Origin of the sequence: Bacteriovorax sp. BAL6_X, assembly GCF_000443995.1 — a bacterium.
Taxonomy (GTDB): domain Bacteria; phylum Bdellovibrionota; class Bacteriovoracia; order Bacteriovoracales; family Bacteriovoracaceae; genus Halobacteriovorax_A.
Map to the genome: position 1 here is coordinate 70,260 of NZ_AUMC01000003.1, position 21,039 is coordinate 91,298.

Sequence of the window (21,039 nt, forward strand, 5' to 3'; positions counted from 1 at the left end):
TTGATTTTTATGCCTACATATCATATCTCTTAAACACACAAAATGGAGAATATATTATGTTGCAACTCGTTGCTCTTTTACAGTCTTGGGCGGATCAGGCCCAGCTAAATATGACAATCACAGTCGAAATGGCATATGCATTTATCGCACTATGCTCAGCACTTGGAATTAGTGGATTTTCAGGTGTTTTCTTTCTTTTAAAACCTAAGGCCCGGCCCCAACTTCCTGAAGTCACTGAAGTTAAGGAAGAGGTGACTACTGAAGCTGTTGAGGCGCCTGAGGGTGAAGCCAAGGAAGCACCAAAAGATGAGCCTAAACCGGCTCCAGTTCCTGAAAAATCTTGGAAAGATCGTCTTACAAAAGGTTTAAGCCATTCTCGTGATGGTGTTTGGGGGAAGATTGGTAGCCTATTTTCTGGCGGTGGACTTGATGAAGATGCACTTGAGGAAGTAGAGGAACTTCTTTACGGAGCAGACCTAGGACCTAAGGCAACAGGTGAATTAATTGAGTCACTTGAGGAGAAGGCCAAGAGTTCTGACTTTGATGAGGCACAATTTAAAGCGTATATTAAAGAGTTCTTAAAAAATAAAATGGCCGAAGTTCAATCAAGAAACGAAGGTGACTTATTTGAATTTTCTGGCAATAGCACTGGCATGCCAAAAGTCATAATGGTTGTTGGTGTTAATGGTGCAGGTAAAACGACAACAATTGGAAAACTTGCAACGAAGCTTACACAACAAGGTGCGAAAGTAGTTGTTGGGGCCTGTGATACGTTTAGGGCCGCGGCCGTTGATCAACTTCAGGTATGGTGTGAGAGGGCAGGCGCAACAATGATTCGTGCAAAAGAAGGGGCCAATCCAAGTGGTGTAGGCTACGATGCCCTGCAAACTGCGATTAATGAAAAAGCCGATTACTGCATTCTTGATACAGCTGGCCGCCTACATACTGCAGGTAATTTGATGGAAGAGTTATCAAAGAGTAAGGCAGTATTAAAAAAATTGATGGAGGATGCGCCTCATCATACATTACTGGTAATTGATGCAATTACTGGTCAAAACGCAATCCGCCAAGCTGAGGAGTTTCACAAGGCACTTGACCTAACAGGTCTTGTATTTACAAAATGCGATGGTTCTTCAAAAGCGGGAAGTGCAATTTCCATTGTTGATAGTCTACAAATTCCAATTACCTATATTGGTGTTGGAGAGAATGTCGAAGACTTGAGTGTGTTTAACTTAGATGAATATCTTGACGCACTGGTAGGTAATTGATTGATTGACTGAAATCCTTTGTAGGACTACAATTAAATAACTATGGATATAAGTACGGAAGTAAAAGAATATCAAATTTTAGGTCATAACTTTAGACTCAAAGAGTCTAATGAAGATGAGATTGTTTCAGCAACTGAAATTGTTGAGTATGTTGAATCAATCGCAAGTAATATTCGCCAAAAGGCACCTTCAATTTCTGACTCACAATTAGCAGCTTTAGTTGCACTTGAGTTAGCAAAAGAAAAGCTATCTTTAGAAAGGGAATACAGAAGTGAGATTAGCGAAGTTAAGTCTCTCTCTGATAATGCACTAAAATTGATTGAAGAAGCACTTCCAAAAACTCACTAAGATGAGTCTTGAAAAGAAAGAGCTTCGAAAAAAGATATTAGAAGGACTAGCTAATTTAAGCTTAGATGATCAAAGACAACTGTCCGAGAAAATCTGTTCAAATATCGACTCTCTTTTAAAATCCGAAAACTTAAATCCTAAACACCTAGGGGTTTTCTTTCCAATTCCAGGTGAAGTTAATTGTTTAAATTTGAAGATGAAAACTAGTTTTGGTTTTCCTTCGTTTGGCGAAGACTCGATGAAGATGTGCTTTCGAAGTACGCCGATAAATGAACTTGAAATAGTTCAAGCTTTTGGAAAAGAGTTCAGGGTTCCTAAATTAAGTGACCCAGTAATTTTTCCTGAAGTTATTTTAGTCCCAGGAGTTGCTTTTGATAAGAATGGGCATCGCTTGGGACGAGGTAAAGGTTATTACGACATTTACCTCGATAAATTGATTAATATTGATAAGAAGAAAGTTATAAAAATTGGAATTTGCTTTAATCAACAGTTGGTTAGTGAAGTTGTCTTTGAGGATCATGATCAAGCAATGGATTATATCGTAACTGATAGGGAAGTGATTAAAGTTAATTAATAGGAGAGAGAAATGAGTATGGATTTAATCTTAGCTTCACTTCTTTTCCTTGTTGTTGGACTAGCAGTAGGTTTTGTTATCCGCAATCTTCAAGCAAAGAAAGAAGTGCTTGAAAGAGAAGCTAAGGGTGACGAAATTATTGAAAAGGCCAAGGCACAGGCAAAAGACATTAGCTATAAAGCGAGAAAAGAGGCGAAAGAGGCAGCTCAAGAAGAAAAGAAGGAAGCTGACAAGTATGCCGAACGTGTAAAACGCGAACTAAACGATCAGGAAAAAGATCTTAATAAGAGACAAGCAAAGCTTGAATCGAAAATGGATGAACTTGATGACAAGACTAAAAAAGTCGAAAAACGCGAAGAAGACGTAAAAGAAAAAGAGTTAGACGCTCTAAAAGAAAAAGAAAAATTTGTTGTTCGCCAAGAAGAGTATGCATCTAAGTTATCTGAAGTTGCTGCTATGACTAAAGAACAAGCAAAAGACGAGCTACTTGATACAATGAAAGAAGAAGCTCAAGTAGACTTTTCTAAGATGATTACTCGTATGGAAGAAGAAGCTAAAGAAGAAGCTGAAAACCGTGCGAAAAGAATTGTTGGAATTGCAATTCAAAGATACGCAGGAGAGCACGTTGGTGAAAAGACGATTTCAACTGTAGATCTTCCATCTGATGATGTTAAGGGGCGTCTAATTGGACGTGAAGGTCGTAACATTCGTGCTTTCGAGCAGATTTGTGGTGTTGACTTAATTATTGATGATACTCCTGAAATTGTTGTTATTTCTTCATTCAACGTTGTAAGACGTGAAATTGCTAAAGATACTATTGAAAAGCTAATTGCTGACGGTCGTATTCATCCAGCGAAAATTGAAGAATTCCACGATAAATCAAAAGCTGAATTTGAGAAGAAGCTTCTATCTCTAGGTGAAAAAGCGCAAATGGAAATTGGTGTTCACGGTATTCACCCTGAAATCCTAAAACTAGTTGGTGCCCTAAACTTTAGAACTTCGTACACTCAGAACCAATATCAGCACGCAATTGAAGCAGCATTTATTTGTGGTTCAATGGCCGCTGAGATGGGACTGAATATTAAGCAAGCTCGTCGTGCAGGTCTATTGCATGATATTGGTAAAGTACTTGATGCATCTGCTGAGGGTTCTCACGCTGTTATTGGTGCTGACTTTGCTAGAAAGTATGGAGAGTCTGCGGACGTTGTTCATGCAATCCGTGCTCACCACGATGATGAAAAACCAGAGTCAATCCTTGCTCACATTGTTGCTGCAGCGGATGCGATCTCAGGTGCAAGACCAGGTGCTCGTAAGGCACTTACTGAATCTTATGTTTCACGACTTACTGATATCGAAGAAATTGTTAACTCATTTGAAGGTGTTAGCAAGTCTTATGCTATCTCTGGTGGACGTGAAGTTCGTGTCTTTGTTGAAAACGACAAGGTAACGGATGAAGAAACTGTTATGCTATCTCGTAGTATTGCTAAGCAAATCGAGGAGCAAATGTCATATCCTGGAACAATTAAAATTACAGTTGTTCGTGAGACAAAAGCAGTTGGAGTTGCTAAGTAAAATAACTTCCATTTATAATATGAGAAAGGCACCTTTTAGGTGCCTTTCTTTTTTGGGCTTACTGGAGGCTACATGAAAATCGGAATTCGCTACTACTTATATTTTCTACCATCGTTAGTGATCTTTTTCATTGCTTCTGCACTTCTTAACTTTACTACTGAAGAATATATATGTTTCTTTACGGCAATTTCATTTGCTGGACTCTATTGTCACCCGAATCGTGATGAGTACTTTGAAGGACGCACAAGCCGTTTAAATTTTGCTAACGCGGTAATGAATTTCTATACAATTTTAGAGGATCGTATACCTGATAATACTTGGGGGAATGTGGTTTTAAGACACCTTCCAGGCTTTCTGTTTTTCTTATTAGTAGGATTGGTTGGAATTTCAGCTCAGGCGCGTATCGTCTATATTGTTGGTGTACTTCTATTTGAAGTTACTTTCTTTTTCTTTATTAAGAATAATTCTCCACAAATTGATCTAAATGAGCACGAAACTCATGAATGTTCTGAGCACGAAGAAAGCGGCCACGAATAGCTTCATGGTTTTCATAATCATCAAATAGATAACGGCAAAATGCTTTAAATCTTTTAAGTATAGTTGAGTCAACAAGACCATTCTTTCTATACTCTTTATCAAGCTCATAGAAATAGAGGTCTAAGTTTTGAGCACGTACTTTCAGAAGAAATTCATCACTGATAAAGTCCAAGTTTCCTTGGTGTTCTTTATAGATTGAGGCCAGCCAAGGAGTCTTCAGGGCACTGCGACCACACATCACGGCATATGGATTACACTGATCAAAGATTTTATCGATATCTTCTATGGTCCAGATATCTCCATTTGCAATGATTGGTAGGTTTGAAACTTTGACGGCCTTTTCAATATAACTCCAATCTGCGACGCCTTTATAAAGTTGGTCTCGTGTTCGAGCATGAATTGTAATTCCATCGACACCGCAATCTTCAAAGAGTTTTAAGAGATCAAGATATAGAGAGTCATCGTGATAACCAATTCTAATTTTTACAGTAAAAGTATTTTTAAAACCTTCTCGAATTTGTTTAATAATTTTTTCGAGTGCTTTTAGGTCAGACAAAAGGTACGCGCCACCTTTATTGGAGTTAACCTTCTTTGAAGGACAACCAAGGTTTAGGTCAATATGATGATAATCGAGTTCGCTAATTAGGGAGATTGCCTGATCGGTTTGGGCGATTTCCGAAGTAAGAAATTGATAGGCCGTCTGTTTTGTATGGGCACTTTTTTGTATGTATGCTTCACCAAAATGTTTGATTAATGTCTTCACATTAACATTACCAACTGACGGGATACGGTAAAAGTCTGTGTAGTAATAATCCCAGTCTCCAAAAAACCTTTGGATGACCTCGCGGTACGGGCCTTCCGTAACACCTTCCATCGGCGCAAATATGATTGAATTTTGTTTAAAAGGTAATGTACTCACAATTGGTTTATAAACAATAAAGGTGCAAAAAGCTACGCTGCTTTTTTAACATTTCAAATTTTTTAGGGTAAAAGTTTATTTATGGAAATCGCAATCGTAATCCCATATTCACTTGAAAGTGATGGACTTGTTCTGTGGGGACAAGAAAGAAGAGAAGATGGCCCTCTCGATGGTATGATCGAGTTCCCTGGTGGGAAGATCGAACAGGATGAAGGCATTGAACAGGCTGCACGCCGTGAGTTCAAAGAAGAAGTTGGTTTTGAATTAAATAAAATTAGTCTCTTTACCCAACTTAAGTATGATTATTCTGATCGAAGTGTCTTCTTATATGTCTATGTTACTGAATATACAAAAGAAATGAGCCTTGTCAGTCAAAAGATATCTTTTGAAAACGCCCAAAATGATGTAGAAAACTTTAATATCCCAGCAGCAAATAAAATCATCATCATGCGCTTAGTTGAGCATTTTTTACGAGAGAGTAATTTGAATGAGTAATACGTTTGAAATGGCAAAGTACTTCTTCCTGGCCCTTGGCTTTGGAGTTTTTACTTTCGCACCAGTGGCAAATTCTAAAATGACAGGTGGGGGCTTTCAAAAGCTTCTGTCGACAACTTGTCTTGTGAGTTTATTTATGGCCGCTATCGCTCATATTGTAACTGGAAATAGTGCAACTGATCTTGAAGCGATCCTTCTTTATATCAGTACAATTTGTATCCTTTTCCATCATCAGTTACACAATCACTACGATGAAAAAAATACTGCTCTTTGGGTTCTTTATGCGATTCCAACTCTTATTGGCCTTTATGCTCTCTATCTTTTCCAAGATAAGAACTTAATGAATTACTTATATATTGGCTCTTCTGTTTACTACCTTGGTGCTATAACTTATGCCATGATCTTAGGTCACTGGTATCTTGTCACACCAAAACTTTCGGAAGTTCCCCTTAAAAAGGCAATACTTGTTACGTGGGGACTACTTGCAGTTAAGCTTATTTGGTCTGGATTTGAACACACAAAACTAGGGCCTTACCTAGCAGCTGGAACAGAACTTGGTGGTGGCTATGCTTTTAATTGGCTAATGGTTATCATGCGAGACATTTGGGGATACTTAGTTATTTTTGGAATGAGTGTCTTTGGATGGAAGCTAGTTAGTATGAGAAGTATTCAGAGTGCGACAGGAATCTTTTATGCCATGACAATCTTTGTCTTTATTGGTGAAATGATTGCGATTTATTTATTTTATACGTATGGGTTACTACTATGATGGAAATTACTTTAACTTGTGAAGAATGTGGTTCGGCTGTTTCTTTTCATCCTAATAAAGAGGTGAGTGAAGTTGAGTGTCAAATTTGTCATACAAAAGCTCCTGTGAAAATGAATGAAGAACACGAGCAGGCAATCCTTCGCGATTGTCCATGTTGTGAAAGAAAAGACTTTTATAAGCAAAAGGATTTTAATCGAAAAATCGGTGTTATGCTTTTTGTTGTTGCTGCCTTGGCCACACTTTATATGGCAACAACTCAATATGCTCCATATTCTGTCGCTCCTTTTATTATTTTGTATGTATTTGATTTTGCGTTATTTAAAAGGCTTCCACCTGTTGTTATTTGCTACAAGTGTCATACAATCTTCAGAAAGGTTAGTAATATCAATGAGATATATGACTTTAACCATGAAATGAATGATCGTATTGTTTATTCTGATCATGACTTCAAAGGCGAACAACTCGATCACCACTAGGGTTTATGCTTCAAATCCTTGAAATTTGTTGGTTTATGATGTATTGAATCATATCAGAATTACTGATAAAATATTTATATCTAAACGAAGGGGTAGCTCAATAGAGAGTCTTACCCGTAACAAGGAAACTCCTTATAGAACCTCCGCTTTATTGTTGTTACTTCTTAAAAAATCTCTCAACAAAATTTAGTAAACAAGGACAGGGCAATGACTGATGTAAGCAGCCTTGAGATTGTCCTATTGTTAATCTGCTTTATCGGCTCGGGATTTTTCTCTGGTTCAGAAGCTGTCTTACTTTCGATTCCTCACGATCGTGCTAGCCAACTAATTCAAGAAGGTGGTGCAAAGGGAAGAGCAATTGCTTTCATGATTGATCGCCCAAGTGAGATTCTAACAACTATTCTCGTTGGAAATAACGTCGTCAATATTTTCGCCTCATCTTTAACGACAGTTCTTGCAACCCGTTTGTTTGCGGATGATGCAATTGGAATTGCTGTTGGTGCGACAACGTTTGTTATTCTAATTTTTGGTGAGATTATTCCTAAGACATTTGCAAGAACGCACGCAGAAAGTTTATCCCTTTTTGTTATTCGTGTTCTCCAAATCTTCTACTATTTACTTTACCCTGTTATTAAAATTATGGTTTGGCTTATCCACACAGTTCTTGGTGAGAATGCACAACTGACGGGAAGAATTGTAACGAAGGATGACCTTGAGTTTATGATTCAAAAAGCAGAGAAAGAAAATACAATTGATCACAAGCAAATCGATCTCTTTAACTCGATTCTAGAATTTCCTAAGATTAAAGTTAAAGATATTATGATCCCACGTAAAGAGATCAAGTCTATTCAAGTTAGTAGTACATATAAAGAAGTTATCAGTGAGATTGAAGAGTCAATTCACTCTCGTTACCCAGTTGTTGATGGTGAAATTGATAATATCGAGGGCTTTCTTCACGTTAAGGAACTTGCATTCTTAAAAAGGGCCGAACGCGATAATTTCACGATGGTAAATCACTTAAGAGATCCATTCTTTGTTTATGAACATATGAAGATTCAAGCAGTTTTCGATCATATGAATCGTAAGAAAGTTCACATGGCCCTTGTAAAAGATGAGAATGGTTTAATCGTTGGTATTATAACTCTTGAAGATATTATCGAAGAAATTCTTGGAGAGATTCAAGATGAGCACGATGATGATATTGATGAGATTACTAAGGACTATCAGGAAAGTGACCTAATTGAAGGTGCGGATATTGATGGTGCGACGAATTTAAGAGACCTTGATCACGACTATGATATTAAGATTCCTCTTAACGATAATTACTCAACTCTTGCAGGTTTCTTACTTGATATGCTTGGAAATAACTTTCCTGAAGCAGGTCAGATTATTATTTGGGAAGGTTATAGCTTTGAGCTTACAGAGGTCTTTGACTACGAGATTAAGCAAGTTAAGATTAAAGATGTTGATGGGGAAAAGCACTTTTTCTCAAAGAAAGAGGCCAAAGAGGCCACTGAAACTTCTGATGACCTATTAGAAGTTCCTGTTAAATAATCAAATTTAAATAAATTTTGCTAAAGCTTACATAGAGGGAATCTATTAGATTCCCTTTTTCTGATAGACTATACTAAATATGAACTAGTCATGGAGTAGTAATGTCTAACAAATTTCAAATTGCAGTAATCGGTGGTGGCGCGGCCGGAATGATGGCCACACTACGTGGTGTTTTAAATAATGATACAGTTGTTCTTTTTCCTGGTACGCCTAGGGACAAGAAGCGCTCTCGTGAAAAATGGGTTTATAAAGTTGAAAATATGCCTGGGACTCATAAGTACAAAAAAGGAATAGAAGAACCAAATAAGGAAACTCTCGAATGGATTCAAGATTCGGAATTCAAGGATAACCTAACTTTCGTTAAGGGCAAAGGTGTTGCTGAGGTAACGAAGCTAAGTGATGGAAGCTTTGAATTAATTGATAGTGATGGTGTAAAGTACCAAGCAGAATTCGTCGTTCTCTGTACAGGTATTATGGATGTTCAGCCACACTTTAATGATAGCATTAAACCAATTCTTCCTTTTGCTAATGCTCAAACAGTTGACTACTGTTTAAGATGTGATGGCCACCATGTTTATGACAAGCACACTTCAATTCTTGGCCATACATCTGGTGCCGTTTGGGTGGCCGTTATGCTTAAGGAACGATACAACACGCCTTCGATGTCAATCCTCACTAATGGTGAAACTCCACAATTTGATGAAGAGACTCAAAAATTAATTAAAGCCTATAAGATCGAAGTGTTCACTGAGGCCATTGTAGACGTTCTTGGAGAGCGTAAGGATGGGATTATCAAGGGTTACAAGTTTGCTAGTGGCAGAACGCTAGAATCAGCATTTTCTTTTGTTTCGCTTGGAACTATCGTTTATAATGAACTTGCCAAGGCCATTGGAGCAGAGATCGATGGTAGAGGCTATGTTCTTGCTAACGAAAAGGGTGAAACGAATATTGAAAACTTTTATGTAGCAGGTGATTTAAGGGCCAATAAGAAGAAGCAGATTTATACGGCCTGGGATATGGCAGTTGATTCACTTGATGATATCAATGCCAAAATTAGAAGAAAGAAAAGGGCGGCATTATTAACTTCACTAGGTTTAGCTTAATATTAATATTTGCCCTGACTACGAGTGTAGTCTGGGCACAAAATAAGACCACTCAATATCGTAGTCTTTATCAATCAAAACAGGGCTTAACTCTAACAGAGGTAAGGAACCTTTCTAATTTAACAGTTGTTTTTCTACCTGGAATTTTATCTCAATCAGCAATTGAAGGCTCTGGCCAGATTGTTAATCTTTCATATTTTACAGGGGATTATTTTCGCGATTATATGGAGCTTCTCGAAGACCATAATATAAAATTTGAAAGAATCATCGTTGAATCAGAAGATCCAGTTAGTAAGAATTCTAAGTTTATTAAAAGTGAACTTGATAAAATCAAGGGGCCACTACTAATTATTAGTCACTCAAAAGGTGGACTCGAATTCTTAGATGTTCTGATTAATAACCCGCAGATATCTAAAAGAGTTGTGGGGTGGGTTTCAATGCAGTCTCCTTATTATGGCTCTGTTTTGGCCGATTACTTTGTTCAAGGATCAATAAAGAAAACTTTGATGGGATGGCTCTTTAGCGTGCTTGGTGGCGATGTAACTGGCATGGAATCAGTTGGAACAAAAATGCGCTTAGACTATATGCAGGCCAATGCTGCTAAGATTGAAGCTGCACTTCAAAATATTAATCTTCTTCAGTTTATTACATTCATTAATGAACAACAGGGCCGAGAAACATCTCTGGAGATTAGTCGAAACTATATTTACAAGAGAGTAGGAAGAAATGATGGAATGGTTGATCTTCAGTCTTCTCTACTAAAACCATATCGTCATGTGGTTATCAACGATGTGGATCACCTCACAACTGTTCTTGATCAGAAGAATATGGATTTTCTAAAAGGTGAAAATGAGTCTTGGAATTTTGACCGCAAGCAACACTTTCGCGCAATTATTCAACTTATTTTAGAATCGAAAATTTAATATCACCTGTGACTTTTGCACGGCATGCAAGACGGATATGCCCTTGCGCGACCTCTGTATGCTCTGGCGCAATGGCCTCTATCGTATTTTCTTCGATAATTCCGGGCCTTTGCAAGTTATCGCTACCTTCAATTATTTGTATACGACACGAACCACATGACCCACTTAGGCATCCGTGGGGTAAAGTTAGGCCCTGATCTTGGATTGCGTCAAAAATAGTCTGTCCTTCTTCAATCCTAAATTCAGTTACTTGCTCTTCATTTTCAATTAGTGACACTCTGTGCATACAGTTTTCATCCTTGAAAGTTTATTGTTCTTTTCAGCTCTAATAGCACTATTTTAGCATCTTTAATTCCTGCGTAAATTCAGGTAATTATTGCAAACTTTCTAAGGAGAAAAAACAATGCCTAGTTTTGAGAGATTATACAAAGACGGACACGAAGAAGTTATCTTTTTTAGTGATCCAAGTTGTAACCTTAAGGCAATCGTAGCGATTCACAACACGGTACTTGGTCCAGCTTTAGGTGGAACAAGAATGTGGCCATATGAATCAGAAGAAGAAGCACTTAACGATGTACTTAGACTTTCGAGAGGTATGACATATAAAAATGCTGTTGCTGGACTTAACCTTGGTGGTGGTAAAGCGGTTATCATTGGTGATCCAGAAAAAGATAAGTCAGAAGCTTTATTCCGTTCATATGGACGTTTTATGGAGTCTCTAAATGGTCGTTACATTACTGCAGAAGATGTAAATATCAGTGTTGATGATATTGAACACGTATTTACTGAAACTAATAACGTAGCTGGTGTTGCTGAGATCCACGGTGGTTCAGGTAACCCATCTCCATGGACAGCGCGTGGTGTTTTCAGAGGTATCGAAGCAGCATGTATGAAAGTTTACGGAAACCGTTCACCAAAAGGTAAAGTCGTTGCACTTCAGGGTGCTGGTTCAGTTGGACGCTACCTAGGTGAGTACCTATACAATGAAGGTGCAGAAGTTTACGTATGTGACATCAACGAAAAGAACCTTGAGCTATTCAAGGAAAAAGTACCAAATGCAAAAGTTGTTGGAATTGATGAAATCTATGACGTTAAAATGGATATCTATGCTCCATGTGCACTTGGTGCAACAATCAATGACGACACAATCGATCGTCTACAGTGTAAAATCGTAGCTGGTGCTGCAAATAACCAACTTGCAGAAAACCGTCACGGAAAAATTCTTAAGGAAAGAGGTGTTCTATACGCTCCAGATTACCTAATTAATGCTGGTGGTGTTATGAACGTTTCAATTGAATTTGAAGGTTGGTCAGAAGATAAGGCAATCAGAATGGTTGACTCAATCTATGATACAACTCTTGAAGTTTTCAATATTTCTGAAGAACAAGATATTCCAGTTTATCAAGCGACAGATATTCTTGCAGAATCAAGAATTGAATCAATCAAGAATATCCAAGGGAAATTCCTAGGTCACGTAGGTCACCGTTTTCCTGGTAGAAAAAAGCGCTAAGCAATTTTAAAAATATAAGGCCTCTCTTTGAGAGGCTTTTTTTTGGTTTTTATTAAGATTTCCTCTTTCTATTTTCAAAGCTTAAATAAGTGCTATTCTTTTGGCATGAAAAAACTATTTAAGAAATTCTCACTTGTATCATTAGTTATCTTTTCTTCTTTTGCACAAACGCCGAAGAATATCATAATCATGATTGGAGATGGTATGGGGCCAGCTTATACAACGGCCTACCGTAACTATGTTGATCGAGAAACTCTCTTTGATAAGTTAATTGTGGGCTCATCTATTACAAAGGCCAGTGATAGCTTTATCACTGATAGCGCTGCAGGTGCCACCGCATATTCAACTGGTGAAAAATCTTATAATGGTGCAATTTCAGTCGATACAAATAAAAAGAATCTCAAGGTCCTCTTTGAGTATGCTAAAGACAAGGGCATGCAGACTGGTGTTGTGGTGACCTCTGAAGTTTATCACGCAACTCCTGCATGCTTTTATGCAACAGCTTTAAGTCGCAACGATCACGAAGATATCGTTAAAGATCTCGTTTTCAATCAAAGCTTTAAGCGTCCAATTGTTGACCTTATCGCAGGTGGGGGACGAGAGGTTATTACTAAGAAGTATGTAAATAAGCTAAAAGGTTATCACTATCTTGAAACATTAGCGGATTTTGAGAAAAATAATAAGTTACCAGTTATTGCTCTTTTTGATGAAGGGCAAATGGACTTTGAAATTAATACTGATGATAAAAGACTAACAAAAATGACAGGGAAGTCTCTGCAGCTGATGAATCAGAATGCCAAGGATGGCTTTATTCTAATGATTGAAGCAAGTCATATTGATAAGTGCGGGCACTTAAATGATATTGCATGTGCGATGAGAGAGATGGCAGATTTTGAAGGGTCTCTAAAACTTGTTCATGAATTTGTAAAAAAATCAAAGAACACGTTAATGGTAGTAACGGCAGATCACTCAACAGGTGGGCTTTCAATTGGACATGGTAAGTCTAAGAAGTGGTTACCTGAAAACTTCAGAAAAATTGATACTCTTTTAAAAGATATCGCTGAGGATGTTTTTAAGAAGAAGCTAACGCGAAAGTTATTCAAGTCTTATTCAATAGACTTTGACAGTGATGATATTAAGTATTTAGAAAAGGCCCAAGTAGAAGGTGAGAAAGAATTTTACAAGTCTTTCGCGAGAAGAGTGTCTGCCAAAAGTTACACGGGTTGGACAACTTGGAGTCATAACGGCGTTGATGTCGAAGTTTTTGCTGATGGGCCGGCCAAAGAGCTGTTTATTGGTAAGAAACAGAATAATGAAATTGGCCGTATTCTTATTGATCTTCTAAAGAAACCACTAAAATGATGTCGTTGACGGGCACATAGTGCCACGTGTTAAAAAGGCAACCTAAGTATTGTAAAATTAGTTTGTGAAGAAGTTGATTTTATTTTGCCTATTAATTCACTCAAGTATTTTTGCAATACAATTTGAGGATGCAGTTTTTCCGGAACTCATCACGTCTTCACGTGCCTTGGCCATGGGAAATGCCTTTATTGGTAAAGTTGATGACGCCTCGGCAGCTTTCTATAATCCAGCTGGGCTTGGAACTTATCGCGGTAGTCACTTTCATCTTTCAAATTTTCACTTTGAAACTAATAAAGGTTGGATGGAGACTCTCTTTGGCGGTGACGTCACGGGGAATGCAGGTGACTTATTTGATGCGCTCTCTCTTGAAGGGGCCAGAAAGTTATTAAATCAAAACAAGGGAACAGTAGCTCATAGTCGCTTTCAAATGATGCCCAATTTTTCGACTCGATACTTTTCGATGGGTTATCTATTTTCTGTTCAACAAAGAGCATTCATTGGTGATCAAGCAGGTGATCAGTTTGAATACGCACAAAGAACAGACCATGGGCCATATATGGCCTTTAACTTTTCTTTATTTGGTGGAATTGTTAAATTTGGTTCAACTATTAGTTTTTTATTTCGTAAGGAAGTTGTGGGAACAGCTGATCCAAGTGTACCTCTTGACCTTCCTGATTCTAGCTATAATCAAGGAAAGATGCTTTTTGTTACCACTGGTTTTAGGTTTACATTGCCATATAAGTTTATTCCAACACTGGCCATTGTTAGCCGAAATACTGCAGGCGCTAAATTTGATAAAACAGGTGGTCCAGCAGCACCTGATCAGATTAAACAAACTTATGATGTTGGCCTATCGATTACACCACAGCTAGGTCGTACTGTTCGAGTTCATTTAGAGCTAGATTATAAGGATGCTCTAGGAGAATATGCCAATGTTGATTTTAAGAGAAAGCTTGGGCTAGGGCTTGAGTTTGATTTACGTCGTAGATTCTTCTTTAGAGTAGGTTATGGTGATGGCTTTGGTTCTGGCGGAATTGGTATTCGTACTAGAAAAATGGAATTTGACCTCTCAACTTATGCTGTTGATACAACAGATTCTGACTTCAGAGGTGAAGAAGATCGTCGCTATGTTCTAGGAATTTCGAGTGGCTTCTAGCCAAACCCTTCTAAATACCTGAAATCCGTCAAATATTATTTTAAAATTTAATGCACAGCATGTGCACCTTTTGCACTAAAATTGGTAAGCTAGCTCCACTTTCAAAGGGGCGTTAAATGCTTGATAAAACAGCAAAAGGATCAACTGTGGGTTCTGAAAAATCACTAGAGAAGAAAAAAGAAATTATTAAGAAATACAATCTTTCAAAAGAAGATCTTGTTGGTATGCTTCGCAATGTTTTCGTTTCAAGAAAACTTGATGATGCTGAGATCACGATGAAGAAGCAATCAACTGCATTCTTCCAAATTTCTGGTGCAGGTCACGAAGGTATTCTAACTGCTCTGGCAAAAGTTCTTAAGCCAGCACACGATTGGTTTATTCCATACTATCGTGATAGAGCACTATGTACTGGTCTTGGTGTAACTCCATATGAAATGCTTTGCCAAGCAAATGGTAATATCGGAGACACTGCAACTCACGGCCGCCAGATGCCAGCTCACTGGGGTAACGTAAAACTTAATATCGTTCAAAAGTCTTCATGTACTGGAACTCAGTTCCTACAAGCATGTGGTGTAGCTGAAGCAGGGCTTGCTCTTAAAGAGCTAAAAGAAAAACACAAATTTGATACTTCTAAATTCTTAGTTGAAGATGCAGAAGTTGTTTATACTTCATGTGGTGATGGAACAATCGCTCAAGGTGAATTCTGGGAAGGTTTAACAACTGCTTGTGCAAATAAACTTCCTGTACTTTTCCATGTTGAAGATAATGGTTATGCCATTTCAACAATCACTTCACTTCAAACACCAGGTGGGTCAATCTCAAAAGCTCTAGATGAATTTCCTGGTCTAAAGATTATTGAATGTGATGGTAATTGCCCAATTGAATCTTATAAAGCTGCTGAAAAAGCTGCTAAGCATATTAGAGAAGGGAAGGGACCAGTTCTTCTTCACTCTCATGTAACTCGTCCTTATTCACACTCTCTTTCTGATGATCAATCAATGTATCGTACGAAGGATGAGTTAGAGCAAGAGAAACAAATTGATGTTTTCAACTCTTACCCAAAGACACTTGTTGAGCTTGGTGTAATGAGCGAGAAGGAAGTTAACGATCTTCTTGAAGAAGTAACGATTGAAGTAAGACGTGCAATGAAGGAAGCGGTTGATACAGAATGGCCAGCTCCTGAAACAGCACTTGATCACTTATACTCACATGATATTGATCCAACTTCATCAGACTTTGAAACACAAGGGACTTTCGAAGGGAAAGACGATGTACCAATGGCCTCAGCTATCAACGCTGTTCTTCGTAATGAGTTTGCAAAGAATCCACTACTAAGAATGTTTGGTGAAGACGTTGCAGACTTCTCTGATCTTGAAAGACTTAATAACCCTGACCTAAAAGGTAAGGGTGGTGTATTCAAGGTTTCTTCAGGAGTTCAAAGAGCTGCTCTTGAAGGACAAGTTTTTAACTCACCACTAGCAGAAGCAAATATCATTGGCCGTGCAATTGGTATGGCAATGAGAGGGCTTAAGCCAGTTGTTGAAATTCAATTCTTTGATTATATCTGGACTGCCTATATGCAACTTAAGAATGAGATGGCGACGACTCGCTACCGTTCAGGTGGAGACTTTAAGTGTCCAATGGTTGTTCGTGTTCCAATCGGTGGTTACTTAAGAGGTGGATCGATTTATCACTCTCAATGTGGAGAGTCACTATTTACTCATGTTCCTGGGATTAGAGTTGTCTTCCCATCAAATGCGGCAGACGCTGCAGGTCTTCTAAGAACTGCAATTAGATCAGATGATCCAGTTATGTTCCTAGAGCACAAGCACCTTTACTACCAAGGTTATAACCGTACAGCAGATCCAGGTGAAGAGTATATGATCCCATTTGGTAAAGCTCGTATTGCAAAACAAGGTGCCGATGCAACTGTTGTTGCTTGGGGAGCTCTTGTTCAAAAATCAATTGATGCTGCTAAGAAAATCGAAGCAGAAACAGGTAAGACTGTTGAAGTTATCGACCTTAGAACTCTTGCTCCATTTGATATGGATGCAATTAAGAAGTCACTTGAAAAAACAAATCGTCTTCTTATTTGTCATGAAGAAACTAAGACTTCAGGTTTTGCTGGTGAGATCGCTGCATGTGTTAACGAAGAATGTTTTGAGGCCCTTGATGCTCCAATCCTTCGTGTTGCTGCAAAAGACTCACACGTTGCATATTGCCCAACTTCAGAAGATTATATTCTTCCACAAGTTGCAGATGTATACGAACAACTTAACAAACTTCTAAATTACTAATACCAAGGCCAACTCTTATGATTAATTACTTAAATGATAAGAGTTGGCTTTCTCACTTAGAAAACGAATTCCAAAAAGATTATATGGTAGCGCTTGCTGAGTTTTTAGATTCAGAAGAGGGAGAGGTTTATCCGTCAAAAGATAAATTCTTTCAAGCCTTAAACCTTACTCCACTTGATAAGGTGAAAGTTGTGATCCTCGGGCAAGACCCATATCACGGCGAAGGACAGGCCCACGGACTAAGTTTCTCTGTAAAGAAGGGAGTTAAGATCCCTCCTTCTCTTAGAAATATCTATAAAGAATTAAATGAAGATCTCGGAATTGAAATTCCAGAGCATGGTTTCTTAGAAGATTGGGCAAAGGAAGGAGTTCTTCTTTTAAATAATTGTCTAAGTGTTAGAAAGGCCCAAGCTGGCTCTCATCAGAAGAAAGGATGGGAGAAATTTACGGCCAAGATTATTGATATCGTAAATGAACATTGTGAAAATGTTGTTTTTATTCTTTGGGGCTCACCTGCTCAAAAAAAGGGAAAGAATATTGATGAATCAAAGCATTTAGTGATTAAGTCTGTTCACCCATCACCGCTATCAAGTTATCGCGGCTTCTTTGGTTCAAAACCTTTCTCACAGGCCAACGCCTATCTCGCTCAAAAGAATCGCCAGACTATCTCTTGGGAAATTACTCACTAGACCTATTGTTATTAGTGCTAAAGCATGCTTTCTGGTTTTTTGTGAATAAATAATCACACCAATCAATATAAGAAAGTTTATATGAATAAAACCCAGTGCTTGTGCTAAATCGTAACTAAGTTTTATAAGTTCCGTATAAGCTGAGATAAACCATTGAGCGTAATTAAAATATTCAATAAAGAAGAGATTAAAGAATAGTATGGGATAGATGAGGGTGAAGATACTCGTCAACAGTGGAGAAAGAATGATTGTTGCTGGATATATAACCCCCGTAAACTTATGTGCAATAAAAAGTTGAGCAACAAAGAAGAGAAGGTACATCTTGTAGATTCGATATTCTTTTATTGAAAAAATTAAACCAAGAAATAAAGTACTCAAATAAAATGATAGGGGTGAGTAGCGATAGGTTCCAAAGAAGAAGTCTGTTACTAGAAAAAAGATAAAAATTTGCATTTTAGAGTAATTAGTCTCTCTTGTTTTGTTTAAAATAAAAAAACTTCGAATGAGGGCCACTCGCCTAAATGAATAATAACCTGGGAGAAAGAAGTAAAACCCTAAGCATAGAGTGAGCTCAACTAGGTTTGAAAGTCTTGGATATCTTCTTCTTAAGAAATAGAAGATAAGAAAGAGTGAGCTTAAGTGTAGTCCTGATGGAGTCATTAGGTGAAGAAGGTTTAAGTGAGTAAGTTTTCTTTTAAGCTCCTTATCAAGCCCCCATTTTTGACCAGTTAAAACTGAACGATAAAAGTAGAAATCATGTTTTTTATTAAAGCTTGTCTTGGTCTTTATAGGTAGCTTTAGCTTTGGTGGAGGTGAATACTGCTTATTGTCATTCCTTTGAATAAAGGGATTAATGAGTAAAAAAGCTAGAAGAAAGATAATATTGAAGCGCATTGCGGCTTTATAAGTCATATTTGAGTAATTAACAGGGTTTTTGAAGGTTTCGGGAGTTTTTTTTCTTATTTGAAAATGGTAGAAAAAACATCTAAACGGAGTAATAACAAAATGAATTTATTGGTAAATAAAGCACTACAGGATTCGATTGAAATTTATTTTAAAGAAGATGATCTAAGTCGTAACTTGAACTATATTCAGTCTCTTCCAAATGATGAAGTACATTGTAAGTTAAAGATTAAAGATGACATGATTCTTTGTGGCCTGCCATACTTTATTGAATCTTTTAATTACCTCGGTGCTAACTTAAAATACGAAGATTTTAAAAGATATGAAGGTCAAAAATTCACTAAAGATGAAATGGCCGAAATTGAGTTTAAGCTTCCTTTTTCAATTGCCCTAACTGGTGAGCGTATTGCTCTTAACTTAATTCAAAGAGCATCATCAATTGCAACATATACAAATAAATTTGCAACACTTGCTCTGGATAGTGGAGTCAAGATTCTTGATACAAGAAAGACTCTTCCTGGCTATCGTGCACTTGAAAAATATGCTGTTGTCACAGGTGGAGGAAATAACCACCGCTTCGGCCAAAGTGATATGTGGATGGTTAAAGATAACCACAAGTCATTTTTTGGTGGTGTAAAAGAAGCAATTGACTTCTTTAAGTCAAAGAATTCTTTTTACACGCCAATTGAAGTTGAGATTCATGACCTTAATGAGTTGCAAATTGCACTTGGTGAAGGTGTAAGGCATATCATGCTCGATAACTTCTCTCCTGAGGAAATTAAAGAAGCAGTAAAAAAGAAACCAGAAGGTGTTACTTTTGAAGTTTCTGGTGGTGTCCGTTTAAACACATTAGAGAGCTACTTAATAGAAGGTGTTGATGCCATTAGTATTGGTGCACTTACTTATGATGCTCCAGCAGTGGACTTATCACTAAAGTACGCAAGAGGGTAGAGAGTTGAATAGTTACGACTTTGATGTTCTGATTTTAGGTTGCGGGATTGCAGGCCTTGCTACTGCAGCAAAGCTTGCTGAAAGTAATTTAAAAGTTGGAATCGTTACGCGTGCAAAAGATCCACAAGTTTCAAATACATTTTGGGCCCAGGGTGGGATTATCTATCCGAATGCAAGCGATGATGCCTTAGGGAAGGATATACAAGTTGCCTCTTCAAATACTTCCAATCCGCAAGCGATTGAAACACTAAAGAATTTTGGAAAGTTGGCCATCGATGAACTCTTATTAGAGAAAGCGAATGCGAATTTTGAAAAAGATGAGAATAATTCATTAAAATATACTAAGGAAGCGGCTCATTCAATTGAGCGAATTCTCTACCGTGGTGATTACACAGGTAAGGAAATTCAGATTAGTCTTTTAAATTTACTTAAAGATCAAAAGCGATATCCAACGATTCACTTCCTTGAAGCACATACGGCCATTGATTTAATTACGGCCTCTCACCATGGGATTTCGATTTCTCAGCGTTATGAAGAAAGAAAGATTCTCGGTGCCTATCTTTTAAATCAAGAAAAGGGCAATGTTGTAAAGGCCATGGCAAAGAAGACTGTTCTTGCCACTGGTGGTGTCGGAGCGCTTTATCTTCACCACTCAAACTCTGGCGCAAGTCGTGGCGATGGTATTGCCATGGCAAAGAGAGCAGGCGCAGATATTATTGATATGGAGTTCATTCAATTCCACCCAACTACATTTTATGATTCATCTTCACATGGACGCTTCTTAGTATCTGAAGCGGTACGTGGAGAAGGCGGAGTTCTCGTTAATTGTAATGGTGAGAGATTTATGGGCAAATACCATCCAGAAATGGAGCTTGCTCCTCGTGATGTTGTGGCCCGTTCAATAATGGAAGAAACTATTGAGACTAGACATGAGTGTGTCTATCTTGATATTTCACATAAAGATGGAGAGTGGATTAAAGAGCGCTTTCCAACTATCTATAAGCACTGCCTAGGCCATGGTATTGATATGACTAAGGAGCCAATTCCTGTTGTTCCTGCCGCTCATTATACTTGTGGTGGAGTTAAGATTGATATGAAAGGACAAACTTCAATTAAAAATCTCTACGCTGTAGGTGAAGTTTCTTGTTCTGGACTTCATGGAGCAAACCGACTTGCTTCAACTTCGCTGCTTGAAGGCTTAACTTGGGGCTACCTTGCCGCAATGGATATTGCAGAGAATGTAGAAGAGGAAACTCTTTACTCTCATCTGCAAATTAAGAATTGGCAAGAAGAGTACGCTTCTATTGATAAGGCACTTGTTCAACAAGACTGGATGACTCTAAAGCTTACGATGTGGAATTATGTTGGTCTTTCAAGAACAACAAATCGACTTAAGAGAGCACTTGCAATGTTTAATGAGATTAACGACGAAGTTTCTCGCTTCTATCGCAGCTGTAAGCTTGATGACAGTTTAATTGGTTTGAGAAATGCGATTGAAGTTTCTACGATGATTGTAAAATCTTCGATGCGAAATAAAGAGTCCATTGGTTGTTTTTATCGCAAGCTGTAAAAAAGAAGGCCAACACCCTTGAGAGAGTTGGCCCGAGAGCAAGTATGAGTTGCGAGATTTCCT

21 protein-coding genes are annotated in these 21,039 nt (G+C 38.0%); 18 read left to right on the plus strand and 3 right to left on the minus strand.

The window, feature by feature from the left end; translation table 11 throughout:
• The first annotated feature begins 56 nt into the window (after positions 1–56).
• The 5 genes from ftsY (at position 57) to M902_RS00490 (ending at position 4,299) form a co-directional block, all read left to right on the plus strand.
• Complete coding sequence (gene ftsY / locus M902_RS00470) at positions 57–1,268, plus strand: signal recognition particle-docking protein FtsY (protein ID WP_021265920.1); 1,212 nt, start codon at positions 57–59, stop codon at positions 1,266–1,268.
• A gap of 42 nt (positions 1,269–1,310) precedes the next feature.
• Positions 1,311–1,616: a cell division protein ZapA gene (gene zapA, locus M902_RS00475; RefSeq protein ID WP_021266301.1), complete on the plus strand. Its 306-nt coding sequence runs from the start codon at positions 1,311–1,313 to the stop codon at positions 1,614–1,616.
• On the plus strand, positions 1,588–2,190 hold the full coding sequence (locus M902_RS15595) for a 5-formyltetrahydrofolate cyclo-ligase (protein WP_156979674.1): 603 nt from the start codon (positions 1,588–1,590) through the stop codon (positions 2,188–2,190). Before zapA ends, M902_RS15595 begins: the two co-directional genes overlap by 29 nt.
• Positions 2,191–2,208: 18 nt before the next feature.
• A complete protein-coding gene (rny, locus tag M902_RS00485; protein ID WP_040313909.1) occupies positions 2,209–3,762 on the plus strand; it encodes a ribonuclease Y in 1,554 nt (517 codons plus the stop codon).
• Between the two features lie 72 nt (positions 3,763–3,834).
• On the plus strand, positions 3,835–4,299 hold the full coding sequence (locus M902_RS00490; protein WP_156979675.1) for a hypothetical protein: 465 nt from the start codon (positions 3,835–3,837) through the stop codon (positions 4,297–4,299).
• Here the strand turns inward: M902_RS00490 and M902_RS15600 are convergent.
• Positions 4,217–5,218 carry a tRNA-dihydrouridine synthase gene (locus M902_RS15600; protein WP_021266327.1) on the minus strand — a complete coding sequence of 334 codons (1,002 nt, stop codon included), beginning with the start codon at positions 5,216–5,218 and terminating at the stop codon, positions 4,217–4,219. The two genes, M902_RS00490 and M902_RS15600, sit on opposite strands and share 83 nt — an antisense overlap.
• A gap of 81 nt (positions 5,219–5,299) precedes the next feature.
• On the opposite strand from M902_RS15600, the gene M902_RS15605 reads away from it, so the two are divergent.
• The 6 genes from M902_RS15605 to M902_RS00525 all read left to right on the plus strand — a co-directional run bounded on the left by M902_RS15605 (position 5,300) and on the right by M902_RS00525 (position 10,538).
• A complete protein-coding gene (locus M902_RS15605) occupies positions 5,300–5,713 on the plus strand; it encodes an NUDIX domain-containing protein (RefSeq protein WP_021266164.1) in 414 nt (137 codons plus the stop codon).
• Positions 5,706–6,482, plus strand: coding sequence for a hypothetical protein (locus M902_RS00505; protein WP_021266274.1), 777 nt, complete (start codon positions 5,706–5,708; stop codon positions 6,480–6,482). The genes M902_RS15605 and M902_RS00505 overlap by 8 nt, the downstream gene beginning before the upstream one ends.
• Positions 6,479–6,958 (plus strand): hypothetical protein, encoded by a 480-nt coding sequence (locus M902_RS00510; protein ID WP_040313669.1) that lies wholly within the window; start codon positions 6,479–6,481, stop codon positions 6,956–6,958. The genes M902_RS00505 and M902_RS00510 overlap by 4 nt, the downstream gene beginning before the upstream one ends.
• A gap of 207 nt (positions 6,959–7,165) precedes the next feature.
• Positions 7,166–8,512 carry a hemolysin family protein gene (locus M902_RS00515; RefSeq protein WP_021266350.1) on the plus strand — a complete coding sequence of 449 codons (1,347 nt, stop codon included), beginning with the start codon at positions 7,166–7,168 and terminating at the stop codon, positions 8,510–8,512.
• Between the two features lie 101 nt (positions 8,513–8,613).
• Positions 8,614–9,615, plus strand: coding sequence for an NAD(P)/FAD-dependent oxidoreductase (locus tag M902_RS00520; RefSeq protein WP_021266487.1), 1,002 nt, complete (start codon positions 8,614–8,616; stop codon positions 9,613–9,615).
• Positions 9,616–9,839: 224 nt separating this feature from the next.
• Entirely contained in the window at positions 9,840–10,538 is a 699-nt protein-coding gene (locus M902_RS00525) for a hypothetical protein (RefSeq protein ID WP_021266001.1), read from the plus strand.
• Here M902_RS00525 and M902_RS00530 read toward each other — a convergent pair.
• Positions 10,516–10,824 (minus strand): 2Fe-2S iron-sulfur cluster-binding protein, encoded by a 309-nt coding sequence (locus tag M902_RS00530; RefSeq protein WP_021265780.1) that lies wholly within the window; start codon positions 10,822–10,824, stop codon positions 10,516–10,518. The genes M902_RS00525 and M902_RS00530 overlap by 23 nt on opposite strands.
• 117 nt (positions 10,825–10,941) lie before the next feature.
• Between M902_RS00530 and M902_RS00535 the strand changes: the two genes are divergently transcribed.
• The 5 genes from M902_RS00535 (at position 10,942) to ung (ending at position 17,552) form a co-directional block, all read left to right on the plus strand.
• Entirely contained in the window at positions 10,942–12,048 is a 1,107-nt protein-coding gene (locus tag M902_RS00535) for a Glu/Leu/Phe/Val dehydrogenase dimerization domain-containing protein (protein WP_021265862.1), read from the plus strand.
• Between the two features lie 105 nt (positions 12,049–12,153).
• Positions 12,154–13,410 carry an alkaline phosphatase gene (locus M902_RS00540; protein ID WP_040313917.1) on the plus strand — a complete coding sequence of 419 codons (1,257 nt, stop codon included), beginning with the start codon at positions 12,154–12,156 and terminating at the stop codon, positions 13,408–13,410.
• A gap of 64 nt (positions 13,411–13,474) precedes the next feature.
• Positions 13,475–14,566 (plus strand): hypothetical protein, encoded by a 1,092-nt coding sequence (locus tag M902_RS00545; protein WP_040313672.1) that lies wholly within the window; start codon positions 13,475–13,477, stop codon positions 14,564–14,566.
• 116 nt (positions 14,567–14,682) lie between these two features.
• Positions 14,683–16,863 carry a thiamine pyrophosphate-dependent enzyme gene (locus M902_RS00550; protein ID WP_021266304.1) on the plus strand — a complete coding sequence of 727 codons (2,181 nt, stop codon included), beginning with the start codon at positions 14,683–14,685 and terminating at the stop codon, positions 16,861–16,863.
• Between the two features lie 17 nt (positions 16,864–16,880).
• Positions 16,881–17,552: a uracil-DNA glycosylase gene (gene ung, locus M902_RS00555; protein ID WP_021266010.1), complete on the plus strand. Its 672-nt coding sequence runs from the start codon at positions 16,881–16,883 to the stop codon at positions 17,550–17,552.
• Here ung and M902_RS16270 read toward each other — a convergent pair.
• Positions 17,487–18,464: a ComEC/Rec2 family competence protein gene (locus tag M902_RS16270; protein ID WP_084710395.1), complete on the minus strand. Its 978-nt coding sequence runs from the start codon at positions 18,462–18,464 to the stop codon at positions 17,487–17,489. The genes ung and M902_RS16270 overlap by 66 nt on opposite strands.
• A 93-nt stretch (positions 18,465–18,557) precedes the next feature.
• On the opposite strand from M902_RS16270, the gene nadC reads away from it, so the two are divergent.
• Positions 18,558–19,406, plus strand: a complete 849-nt coding sequence (gene nadC / locus M902_RS00560; RefSeq protein WP_021266014.1) for a carboxylating nicotinate-nucleotide diphosphorylase — start codon at positions 18,558–18,560, stop codon at positions 19,404–19,406.
• A 4-nt stretch (positions 19,407–19,410) separates the two neighbouring features.
• Positions 19,411–20,976: an L-aspartate oxidase gene (nadB, locus tag M902_RS00565; protein ID WP_021266321.1), complete on the plus strand. Its 1,566-nt coding sequence runs from the start codon at positions 19,411–19,413 to the stop codon at positions 20,974–20,976.
• Positions 20,977–21,039: the final 63 nt, after the last annotated feature.

Excerpts from the sequence above, each read along its gene's own strand:
- ftsY (WP_021265920.1), top strand. The coding sequence starts at position 57 with ATGTTGCAACTCGTTGCTCTTTTACAGTCTTGGGCGGATCAGGCCCAG.
- zapA (WP_021266301.1), top strand. The coding sequence starts at position 1,311 with ATGGATATAAGTACGGAAGTAAAAGAATATCAAATTTTAGGTCATAAC.
- rny (WP_040313909.1), top strand. The coding sequence starts at position 2,209 with ATGGATTTAATCTTAGCTTCACTTCTTTTCCTTGTTGTTGGACTAGCA.
- M902_RS00490 (WP_156979675.1), top strand. The coding sequence starts at position 3,835 with ATGAAAATCGGAATTCGCTACTACTTATATTTTCTACCATCGTTAGTG.
- M902_RS15605 (WP_021266164.1), top strand. The coding sequence starts at position 5,300 with ATGGAAATCGCAATCGTAATCCCATATTCACTTGAAAGTGATGGACTT.
- M902_RS00505 (WP_021266274.1), top strand. The coding sequence starts at position 5,706 with ATGAGTAATACGTTTGAAATGGCAAAGTACTTCTTCCTGGCCCTTGGC.
- M902_RS00510 (WP_040313669.1), top strand. The coding sequence starts at position 6,479 with ATGATGGAAATTACTTTAACTTGTGAAGAATGTGGTTCGGCTGTTTCT.
- M902_RS00515 (WP_021266350.1), top strand. The coding sequence starts at position 7,166 with ATGACTGATGTAAGCAGCCTTGAGATTGTCCTATTGTTAATCTGCTTT.
- M902_RS00520 (WP_021266487.1), top strand. The coding sequence starts at position 8,614 with ATGTCTAACAAATTTCAAATTGCAGTAATCGGTGGTGGCGCGGCCGGA.
- M902_RS00525 (WP_021266001.1), top strand. The coding sequence starts at position 9,840 with ATGGAGCTTCTCGAAGACCATAATATAAAATTTGAAAGAATCATCGTT.
- M902_RS00530 (WP_021265780.1), bottom strand. The coding sequence starts at position 10,824 with ATGCACAGAGTGTCACTAATTGAAAATGAAGAGCAAGTAACTGAATTT.
- M902_RS00535 (WP_021265862.1), top strand. The coding sequence starts at position 10,942 with ATGCCTAGTTTTGAGAGATTATACAAAGACGGACACGAAGAAGTTATC.
- M902_RS00540 (WP_040313917.1), top strand. The coding sequence starts at position 12,154 with ATGAAAAAACTATTTAAGAAATTCTCACTTGTATCATTAGTTATCTTT.
- M902_RS00550 (WP_021266304.1), top strand. The coding sequence starts at position 14,683 with ATGCTTGATAAAACAGCAAAAGGATCAACTGTGGGTTCTGAAAAATCA.
- ung (WP_021266010.1), top strand. The coding sequence starts at position 16,881 with ATGATTAATTACTTAAATGATAAGAGTTGGCTTTCTCACTTAGAAAAC.
- M902_RS16270 (WP_084710395.1), bottom strand. The coding sequence starts at position 18,464 with ATGACTTATAAAGCCGCAATGCGCTTCAATATTATCTTTCTTCTAGCT.
- nadC (WP_021266014.1), top strand. The coding sequence starts at position 18,558 with ATGAATTTATTGGTAAATAAAGCACTACAGGATTCGATTGAAATTTAT.